This window comes from Streptomyces sp. NBC_01669 (assembly GCF_026339735.1).
In the GTDB taxonomy this organism is placed as follows: domain Bacteria; phylum Actinomycetota; class Actinomycetes; order Streptomycetales; family Streptomycetaceae; genus Streptomyces; species Streptomyces yanii.
Window position 1 is genome coordinate 1231778 of sequence record NZ_JAPEQG010000002.1, and the last position, 9925, is coordinate 1241702.

Genomic DNA, 9925 nt, shown 5'->3' on the forward strand with positions numbered 1-9925 from the left:
GAGCATGCCGGGCGCAAGACGCGCTCGCCTGAGACAGGAGCCGTAATGGCACTGAAGATACGCAGACCGAAGACTGCCGCCTTGGCGCTCGCCGCCACCGTGGCCGCGGTCTCGTTGGGCACCGCCCTTCCCTCGGCCGCCGCCGGGTACACCGCGTCGGCGGGGCCGTGGAGCACAGCCGTCGCCTTGACCGGAGCCGACGGCCAGCAGACTCTCATCGATGTCCAGGTGGCCGGTGACGGCGCCGCGTTCGCGCTGTGGCGGGACAAGGCCGCCGGGGCCACCGGTTGGGACTTCCGGACCGCCGTCCGGCCTGCCGGCAGCGCGACGTGGAGTGCGCCGCACACCCTGGCGACCGGGCGTGACAAGAATTCCGCGGCCGTCCTTGCCGTGAGCGCCGACGGGCGGGCCGTGGTGACCTGGCTGGACGGCAGTGGTGCAGACGGTTCGCTGGTCGCCCTGGCCGCCGGCTGGAACCCGGCCACGGCAGCCTGGTCCGCCCCGGCCACCCTAGCCGCCTGGGACGGCCTGGACATGTCCACGCCCCGCCTGGCCGCGGCGGCCGACGGCACCTTCACCGCCGTATGGGACCAGGGCGACGGGTACCGGAACTACGATGTGAGGACCGCCGCCCTTGCCCCCAGCGACCGGGCGTGGTCCGCACCCCGGACGCTGGGCTCCACCACTACCGGATCCATCTGGAACATCGACCTCGCGGTGGCCCCCGGCGGCGCCGCCACCGCGGTCTGGGATGAACTCAACCGTTTCACCGACGAGCACACGGTCTCCACTGCCACCCGCACCTCGGCCCAGCCCAGTTGGAGCAGTGCCTCCGTGCTGCCCGGCACCGACGCCACGTCCAGCAACGTACAGGTGGCGATGGACGCCAAGAACGCCACCACCGTGCTGTGGCGCAACGGCGCCGACGACCTCAAATCCGCCACCCGTACCGCTCCTTCGGGCAGCTGGGGTGCAGCTCAGACCGCCGTTTCCGCCATCAACTACAGCGACGGAAGCGAACCGCTGGCCGCGCCCAACGGTGACGTCACCTACGTGTGGACGGGCTGGAGCCGCACCGCCGGTACCCCCGTTGTGCAGACGGTGACCCGCACCGCGAGCACCGGGACCTGGTCCGCGCCGAAGACGCTATCCACCGGCTACGTCAACTGGCAGGTGGACGCCTCCATCGGCGCTGACGGAACCGTGCAGGTCGTGTGGCCGCAGGTGCCGAGCATCGACAACGGCGACGACAACTACCTTGAATGGGCGGTGCGCGCCGACGGCACCTGGAGCAAGGCCACCGCTCTGAACAGCACACCCGTCGTCGCCGTCCCCAACACCGACGCCCTCGCCGCCGAGGTGGCTGCCGGACCGGACGGCCGGGCCACGGTGCTGTGGCGCAAGGCCGAGTACACCGGCAGCGGCGGCTACGCCTCCCAGGTGTGGTCCCAGTCGCAGACCCTGTTGATCAAGCCACAGATCACCACCAACGCTGCGGTGAGCGGAACGGCCCGAACCGGCTCCACCCTCACCTGCTCCGCCGCCTGGAACGGCACCAACACCAAGGCCACCTGGTCCTGGCTGCGCGACGGCGCGGTCATCTCCGGCGCCACCGCCAAGACCCGCGCCCTCACCTCTGCCGACTACGCCCATAAGGTGTCCTGCCGGGTCACGGTCAGCAACGGCGCGGGCTCCGTCGCTTCCACCTCACCTGCGCTGAAGGTCGCGGTCGGCCCCGCCCTGAAGGCCACCACCGCGCCGTCGATCTCCGGCTTCGTCAAGGTCGGCTACAAGCTGACGGCTGCCCGCGGCACTTGGTCGCCGTCCGCCACTTCCTACACGTACCAGTGGAAGCGCAACGGCAAGTCCATCAGCGGCGCGACCAAGTCCACTTACGTCCTGGTGAAGGCCGACCGTGGCCAGAAGATCACGTTCAAGATCACTGCCCACCGTAACGGCTGGACCAACGGCACGACCACCACTAAGCCCGTCACCGTGCGCTGACCCGACGCGGGCCGGTACCACCGGCCCGCGTCTGCCGATCCGGGACCCGGCCGACTCAGAGGTGGTGGTGGCCAGCCTTCAACTCACCTATGAAAGCCGCCCTTAGCGAGCGCAAGACCGTGCGGTTCGAGGCTGGGCGCCTGCCGTGCCGCTGCGGCTGAGAGAGCGTCGGCTCCCGAAGCCGTCGAGCAGGCCCACGCCGACTTCGCCGCCCTCTGGCTTCGTGCGGAAGGAGCCGCGGAAGTCGGCGACTCGGGCCACCGAGTCGTCGACGACGATCTCGGCCGCTACAACCCACGTGTGCGGGTGCTTGAGAGTGCTAGGGCGCGTATTGAGTTCTGATCAATCGGCGGTCCGGAGGAGGTTAAGAACCGTGCCCCGCACTTCGTCGAGGTGCACGGGCTGTGTGTCGTCAGGCATCCGACTCGGCCCCAGCAATCCCGGTGTCGGTGTCGGCCGAAAGGGTTGTACGGGCGGAGGGGCCAATTCCATAACCGTCCAGCGCGCGCTCGATCACACCGCCTCCCCCGTACGTCACCTGCGCCCCGTGGCAGGGAAGGATGAGCCCGCCATCCACCCTGCGGCCTGGGGCGTTCTCCCTCCGGGCCTGGTACTCAGAGGATCCACCCAGGACAACGTCGCCGGGCCGGGCCTTCTTTGCCGCGGCGTTGATCGTCAGCAGTGGTGTAGCGCTCGTCCGCGCCGCGCTGTCACTCCCGCTCTTGGAGACGTAATGGGTGGTCCCCGTCGCCGCGGCTGCGGCAGCGGGCGAGGTTCCCCGGAGACCCAGGGCGACCCCGGCCGAGGCTGCGGTGCCGACGGCGAGGAACGCCCGACGCGGGACATCCCGGCGTCTGGCGGAGTCTGGTTGCGGCTCGATCATGTTGACCCTGCCCTTGCCGAAAACTCATCCGCCCTGGTGGTAGCCGGTGTGCGGGATGTCGACCGTGGCCGCTCGCGCCGGCACCCTCACGTGGCTGTCGATCAGCGCGGCATGATGATCGACCGTGCTGCTACGACTGGCCTGCCTGGGCGTGACGAACGCATTCGCCTTGCTGCGCCTGCTGCCGATGAGCGCCCGGGACAAGGACACGGAGATCCTTGCCCTGCGTCATCAGATCACGGTGCTGGAACGCCAACTCGGCAAGCAGAGGGTGCGGTTCACCCCGACCGACCGGGCGTTCCTGGCGGCGCTGCTGCATCGGCTGCCACGGCATGTGCTGCGCAGGATGCGGCTGCTGGCGCGCCCGGAGACGGTGACGCGATGGCATCGCGACCTGGTCGCACGCCGCCACGCGGCCCGGTCTCGGCCGAAGCGCCCGGGTCGGCCACGGACCGTGCACTCGATCAGAGCCCTGGTGCTGCGCCTGGCGCGCGAAAATCCCAGCTGGGGCTACAGGAGAGTGCACGGTGAGCTGCTCGTGCTGGGGATCAAGGTTGCCGCTTCCACGGTATGGGAGATCCTCAAGGATGCCGGGATCGACCCGGCGCCCGAACGGAGCTCCGGCACCTGGGGCGACTTCCTGCGCTCCCAGGCCGACGCCCTTCTGGCCTGCGACTTCTTCGAAACGGTCACCCTGTCCGGGGTGCGGCTATACGTGTTCGCGGTGATCGAGCACGCCAACCGCCGGGTCCGTATCCTGGGCGCCACTGCTCACCCGTCCGCGGCCTGGGTGGTCCAGGCCGCGAAGAACCTCGTCATGGACCTCGAGGACGCGGGCTGCCGAGCGCGGTTCTTGATCCGGGACAGGGACGGGAAGTTCCCCGGGCTGTTCGACGCAGTCCTCAAGGAAGCGGGCATCGAGGTGGTGCTCAGCGGCGTTCAGATGCCAAGGATGAACTCCATCATGGAGAGGTGGGTGCAAACCTGCCGACGAGAACTGCTGGACCGCACACTGATCTGGAACCAGCGCCATCTCCTATATGCCCTGCGCGAGTTCGAATCTTTCTACAACGAGCACAGGCCGCACCAGGGCATCGCGAATGCCCGCCCCCTCCATCCGCTACCTGCTCCGATCGAAGATCCGGGCACTATCGCGCGTCTCGACATACGCAGACGCACGCGACTCGGCGGCACCCTCCACGAGTACCAACATGCGGCCTGACCAGCACGGATGAGGTATTCGGCAAGCGCACCGCCGGTGAGAGCGAGCCGGTGCAGTTCTGGCTGTCCGACCTGCCCTCCGGCATGCCTGTGACCACGCTGGTCCGGCTCGCCAAACTCCGCTGGCGCATCGAACACGACTACCGGGAGATGAAACAGGCCCTGGGACTTGCCCACTTCGAGGGCCGGACCTGGGGCGGCTGGCACCACCACGTCACCCTCGTCTCCGTCGCGCACGCCTTCTGCACCCTGCAACGACTGGCCCAAGCCCCAAAAGACGCGGCGCCGGCCTGAGCCTCTACCAGGTCGTCCGCGAGCTGCAGATACTCCTCGCCCTCTGGACCGGTGCCTGCCCCACCTGCCACCGCGACATACCCACACCGATACGAACCTGACCAAGCCCTACTAGTACTGCAACGACACTTCGTGATGTCCTCTGCGTTTGTAGTGGCTGATGCGAGCTCGTGCTTGGCTCTTTCTTCGCCATACGGACCAGGCGAGTACGTACTGGACGCCATGACGGACGGGAAAGCAGATGCGATTGAAGAGACGCCGGGCCTCGTTCATGGTCACGGGTATGAGGGATCGCTCGCTATCGGTTTCGAGATCCCCCTTTTTGCCTCCGCCCGCAGGATGGCGAGGAAGGCGAGGGCGGCCATGGAAAGAGTTATGTGCCGGTACCACGCGGTATAGCCGCGGACTTGGTAGTGATCAAGTCCGGTCTCGTTCTTCGCGGCCTGGAAGCATTCCTCGACCATCCACCGGGACCCCGCGATCCGCACGAGTTCCCCAAGAGGCGTCCCGGTCGGGGAGAAGCAGATGTAATAGGCGATGTCCGTGGGGTCGGTAAGGCTGCGGCGTGCCAGTAGCCAGTGGTCCCAGCCCTCGCGGCGCCAGGGCCGGATCGGGGCTGCCGCCCAGTCGTAAACCCTCGGCCCATGAGCACCGTTGCCGCAGTTCAGAGTCTTCCACTCATCGTCGGCAAGCTGGTTGATCAGCTCGTCGGCGCGGGCCTGACCGAAGAATTCCATGGTCATGACCATCTGCGATTTCGGAACCGCCAGCACGTGAGGTATTTCGTGTTCCTCCAGCCACAGCAGGATTCGGCTTGTCTGGCCGTAGACTTCATCAGCAGTCACCCAGCCAAACGGGATCCCAGCCTCCACCGCGCGTTGCAGCATGCGCAGTCCCAGGTCAGGTTTGGTGGCGAACTCGACATCGTCTTCGATACCGGCCACCCGGCAGCGTTCACGGTCCGACGTCCAGCCCTTCGGAAGATACAGCTCGCGGTCTATCAGGGCACGCCCCTTCCCGGATCCGTAGGCCAGGAAGACTCCGATCTGAGAATTCTCAATCCGGCCGGCCGTCCCCGAGTACTGTCGGGCCACACCCGCCGACCGGACGCCCTTTTTCAGGAATCCTGTCTCATCGAGGATGAGAATTCCCTGTTCGGGATCCCCGAGGAGTTCCACGACCGCGTCGCGGACATCGTCGCGCAGAGCCTCGGCGTCCCACACGTAGTGGTTCAGCACACGCTGCATGCCCTGGGGGCCGTCATCGCCGACGGTCTCCGCCAGGGTCCAGCCGTTCTTGCGTTCCGTCTCACTCAGTAGTCCCCGCAGGTAGGACACCACCCGCCGCCGCGACTCCACACGACCGAACCGACCCGCGAACCGCGCCACGAAGTCATCGAATACATCTGACCAACCGTCAGTTATCTCTTCCTGCATGCAGCAATCAACGAGGCAGCGTCCACAACGTCACGGAGTGTCGTTGCAGTACTAAAGAGCCTGTCCGGGCGATCATGGGCTCCCGCCGCGCAGCCGCCGGGCTGACCTCTATGGGTCTGCCCGGTCTGACGACTCAGGAGTGACAGAGTAGGTCGAGGACGACGGCCTCGGCGTCGAGGTCGTCGAGATAGCGGTTGGCTTGTTCCCAGTGGCCGTCTGTGTCCGCGTCCATCCACGCGCCATCGAGGGTGACCAGGGCGAAGCCGGGCACGGCGCACCGGACCGACCACAGCCGTGCTTCCTCGTGTTCCTGCGCGAAGTACGCGACCGGGTCGTTGAGCAGGAACGACGTGTCAAAGTGCGGGTCTCCTGCGACGGCCCGCTGGGCCACGTCCTGCACCAGCGGCTGGGCCAGATGCTCCTTCCTGGCGTCTGCCAGGGAGTACCTTTCAGGGTCGGCCTCGTGGCGAGCGAGGAAGTCGGCGAGCGGGCGGGCCGGCGGGTGTATCGCGGTCAGCTCGGTCCAAGCGGCGAGCAGGGCGTCATGCGTGCGCGCCGCTCGTTTCCGCATACCGTCGAAGTCGAGCAGACCCCGAGGCCCGCCATAGCATTCCAGCGGCCCGAGGGCATCGAGCTTGGCCTTCCTGCGAGGCACAGTTGAGGCCGTGACGAGCCTGCGGTCGCCGTCGTGCGGAGGCAACACGAGGTAGGCGTTGCCCGCGCTGGAGTGGATGGCCCACCAGTCCCAGTGGCCGACCGGATTCCATTCCTCGGTGAGGTTGGCGTTGTAGGGCGCCATGATGGCAGCTATGGCCTGGGGAACCTTCCGAGGCGAGGTCGGCGGCAGGCACACAGTGGCGAAGAACTTGGTCATGCCCGGGAGCGTAAGCCCTGGGATTTGTCCGCCCATGTGACTGTCACGTCGGCGGATCGTTGTCTCGGCCATGGGGCGGGGTGATCTGACAGATGCGGAGTGGGAGCGGCTGCGGCCGTTCCTGCCGGTGGGCAATGGCCGATGCGGTAGGTGGCGGGATCATCGGCAGGTGATCGACGGGATCTTGCACCGGGTGCGGACCAGCATTCACTGGCGTGACCTGCCGGAACGGTTCGGGCCGTGGAAGACGGTCTATGAGCGGCACCGGCTGTGGTCGGCCGACGGAACCTGGGAGCGGCTGCTCCAGCAGGTCCAAGCCGAAGCGGATGCCGCCGGTAAGATCGACTGGGACATCGGGGTGGATTCCACGGTGGTGCGCGCTCATCAGCACGCGGCGGGCGCCCGTACCAGCCCGCCGCCCGCGCCCCGCACTTCAAAAGGGGACGCGGGCGGGGAACACCAGGACGAACCGCCGTGGCAGAGCCTTCACGCCCGCCTGGTGGAGGTGGTGAAGCAGGTGAGGGACTGGGCCGCTCAAGGGGCGGCTTCACCACCAAGCTCCACCTGAGCGCCGAAGGCCAGTGCCGGCCGCTGTCCCTGGTCGTCACACCCGGCCAACGGGCCGACTGCACCCAACTGGACCCCATACTCGACAAGATCCGCGTTCCGCGCACCGGTCCGGGCAGACCGCGCAAGAAGCCCGACAGCCTCGCCGCGGACAAGGCGTACAGCAACGGGCCATGCCGGGACAGCCTGCGCCGCCGGGGCATCCGGCACACCATCCCGGAGAAAACCGACAGCCAGGGCGCCCGCCAGCGCAAAGGCTCACGCGGCGGACGGCCACCCGGCTTCGACAAGCAGCGCTACAAGAAACGCAACACCGTCGAGCGGGCCATCAACAAGCTGAAACAGTCCCGGGCCGTGGCCACGCGATACGACAAGCGCGGCTACGTCTACCTCGGCACCGTCACCGCCGCAGCCCTCATCATCTGGCTCCGCACATGATCGACCGGACAGGTTCTATTAGTCGCGCTTGGGCCAGATCGGGCCCTGGTCGGTCCAGATGACGCCCTTGTTGCGGCACAGGCAGAAGGGGTGGCCGATCGGGTCGGTGTAGACCTGCCAGCCGTAGCCGTTGGGGCCGATGAAGTCCTGCCTTAGCGTCGCGCCGAGGTCGAGGACGCGGCGCTGCTCGGACTCGATCTCGTCCACTTCGAAGTCGAGGTGGAACTGCTTGGGGTGCTCGCTGTCGGGCCACTGCGGAGCGCGGTAGTCGTCCACCCGGATGAATGCCAGCTCGATCTCGCCGAACTGGATGCCAGCCCAGTCCTCGGAGCTGCCTTCCTTGATCGGACGGCCCGTCACCTCGGAGTAGAAAGCCGCCAGCTTCATCGTGTCCGGGCAGTCGATAATGAAATCGGTGAGTCGCAGCATCCCGCGATCTTGCCACAAGCTCACACCCGACTTCGAGACAGGCCCTAAGCAGCTCCGCTGAGGTGCGGGAACAAAAAGTTCCTGGGGGGTTCGCCCCCCAGACCCCGTTCACCAGGGGCGGCCAGGTTTGTACCGCGGGTGCGGATCAGCAGCGGACTTCGGCGGAGCCGCTTAGTGCTGTGACCGGGATGGTCCACCGTGATCGGAAGGCGGCTCGCGGGACGAGCGCACGCGCAACGGCTGGTATTACTGGGGCATGCAGGAAGAGACGGCACGCTCCGCGATCGACACGTTCATCTCCGCGTTTAACGCCTCGGACGACAACTATGTGACTGCCCTGCTCTCCCAGGCCCTGACCTCAGACGTGGTCTTCTGGGGGCCGTTGGGTCGCAGCGAAGGAATCGCGGCGGTCGAGCGGTTCGTGCTGGACATCCGGCGCCACCCGGCGGGGACCGGCACGATGGTGCGCTGCTCAGCGGTGGACATGCCTGACGAGTGGGCCCGGTACCAGTGGGTCTTCACCACGCCGGATGGAGGCCCCCGCCTGGCGGGAACGGACGTCGTCCATCTGCGGCGGAGCCTCATCGACCAGGTCATCGTCTTTGCGGGGGAGATCGAGCCGTCCGCCTCCTGAGTCGTCCTTCTGTCGCTGTCCTTCTCGTGAACTTGTCCCTTTCGGCACTCCGGGGCTGCGGTTCGCGGTCGGTCGGTCAGGCTGCGGCGTTGAGGGGGCGTCCGCGGGGCTAGCAGTCAGAGGGGGCGCTGCCCCACAGCCGACCGCCGACGATGGCGCCTTTGAAAGGCCGGTCAGGGGCGATTGTCGTACCTGGCCGACAGGGCCGGTCTGGTACGCGACGCCGTCCCGAAGAGGTACGACCTGGTCAGCCGCCCGTGCAAACGATGGCCCCACGACTACGGCGGCTGCGGGTGGCACTACTCGTTCTGGAAAGGCAGAACAAACGGTGGCTGCGCTCTCGCATCTGAGCCATCTCGCCGGCCGGCGGTGCGATGATCTTGATGTGCTGGTGTGATCACGGCGTCGGAGCCGCCCTCGACCAAGATCAATCGCAGCTCGGCTCGTTAGGGTCGGAGGCATGACGACACCCCTTGCCGACAGTGCCTTCGACTCGCTCCGCCTCGACGCCGTCCCCGACCAGGAAGCGTTGCGCCGGGTCTACGAACTCCCCAGCGACGCGGCCGTGCGGAAGCAGATGACCGAACTCACCGAGGAGACCCGGCGGTTGATCGGCTGCTCATCGCTGGTCCTGGTCGCCAGCGCGGACGCCGAGGGCAACTGTGACGTCTCCCCGCGCGGCGGCCCCGCCGGGTTCGTCGCCGTCCTGGACGCACGGACGGTGGCGATACCGGACGCGACCGGCAACAAGCGGCTGGACACCCTGCAGAACGTCATCGCCACCGGACGGGCCGGGCTGCTGTTCGTCATCCCGGGGCGCACCACGACGCTCAGGGTGAACGGCCGGGCCTGCGTTTCCACCCGCCCAGACCTGCTGTCGCAGCTGACCGCCGTGGGCAAGCCGCCGGCCAGTGCGCTGGTACTGGGGATCGAGGAGGTCTACCCGCACTGCCCCAAGTCGCTGCTGCGCAGCGGGGCCTGGAAGCCGGAGCAGTGGCTGCCGGCGGACGCCCAGCCGGCCTCGGCCGAGGTGACGCTGGCCCAACTACGGATGCCGGAGCTGACAATCGCCGACATCGAGCAAGCGGAGGCGGACTCGCTGAAGTACCGGTACGAGTAACGGGCCGACCTGCGAGTGAACACCA

General features: G+C 67.5%; 7 protein-coding genes and 3 pseudogenes. 6 read left to right on the forward strand and 4 right to left on the reverse strand.

Annotated features, from left to right (window positions below; translation table 11 throughout):
• The first annotated feature begins 45 nt into the window (after positions 1-45).
• Complete coding sequence (locus tag OG972_RS46785) at positions 46-2004, forward strand: hypothetical protein (RefSeq protein WP_266992920.1); 1959 nt, start codon at positions 46-48, stop codon at positions 2002-2004.
• Between the two features lie 412 nt (positions 2005-2416).
• On the opposite strand, the gene OG972_RS46790 is transcribed toward OG972_RS46785, so the two are convergent.
• On the reverse strand, positions 2417-2887 hold the full coding sequence (locus OG972_RS46790; RefSeq protein WP_266992922.1) for a hypothetical protein: 471 nt from the start codon (positions 2885-2887) through the stop codon (positions 2417-2419).
• A gap of 124 nt (positions 2888-3011) precedes the next feature.
• Here OG972_RS46790 and OG972_RS46795 point away from each other — a divergent pair, with 124 nt between their 5' ends.
• Positions 3012-4109, forward strand: coding sequence for an integrase core domain-containing protein (locus OG972_RS46795; RefSeq protein ID WP_266992924.1), 1098 nt, complete (start codon positions 3012-3014; stop codon positions 4107-4109).
• A 56-nt stretch (positions 4110-4165) separates the two neighbouring features.
• Positions 4166-4402: pseudogene (locus tag OG972_RS46800) on the forward strand (transposase); the annotation flags it as partial.
• A gap of 111 nt (positions 4403-4513) precedes the next feature.
• Here OG972_RS46800 and OG972_RS46805 read toward each other — a convergent pair.
• A pseudogene (locus OG972_RS46805) lies at positions 4514-5838 on the reverse strand (IS701 family transposase).
• A gap of 133 nt (positions 5839-5971) precedes the next feature.
• Positions 5972-6712 (reverse strand): hypothetical protein, encoded by a 741-nt coding sequence (locus tag OG972_RS46810; RefSeq protein ID WP_266992926.1) that lies wholly within the window; start codon positions 6710-6712, stop codon positions 5972-5974.
• Between the two features lie 70 nt (positions 6713-6782).
• Between OG972_RS46810 and OG972_RS46815 the strand changes: the two are divergent.
• A pseudogene (locus OG972_RS46815) lies at positions 6783-7717 on the forward strand (IS5 family transposase).
• Positions 7718-7735: 18 nt separating this feature from the next.
• On the opposite strand, the gene OG972_RS46820 reads toward OG972_RS46815, so the two are convergent.
• Complete coding sequence (locus tag OG972_RS46820) at positions 7736-8146, reverse strand: VOC family protein (protein WP_266457694.1); 411 nt, start codon at positions 8144-8146, stop codon at positions 7736-7738.
• A 256-nt stretch (positions 8147-8402) separates the two neighbouring features.
• Here OG972_RS46820 and OG972_RS46825 point away from each other — a divergent pair, with 256 nt between their 5' ends.
• Both OG972_RS46825 and OG972_RS46830 read left to right on the forward strand, forming a co-directional pair.
• Positions 8403-8780, forward strand: coding sequence for a nuclear transport factor 2 family protein (locus OG972_RS46825; RefSeq protein ID WP_266992928.1), 378 nt, complete (start codon positions 8403-8405; stop codon positions 8778-8780).
• A 460-nt stretch (positions 8781-9240) separates the two neighbouring features.
• Complete coding sequence (locus OG972_RS46830) at positions 9241-9900, forward strand: MSMEG_1061 family FMN-dependent PPOX-type flavoprotein (protein ID WP_266992930.1); 660 nt, start codon at positions 9241-9243, stop codon at positions 9898-9900.
• Positions 9901-9925: the final 25 nt, after the last annotated feature.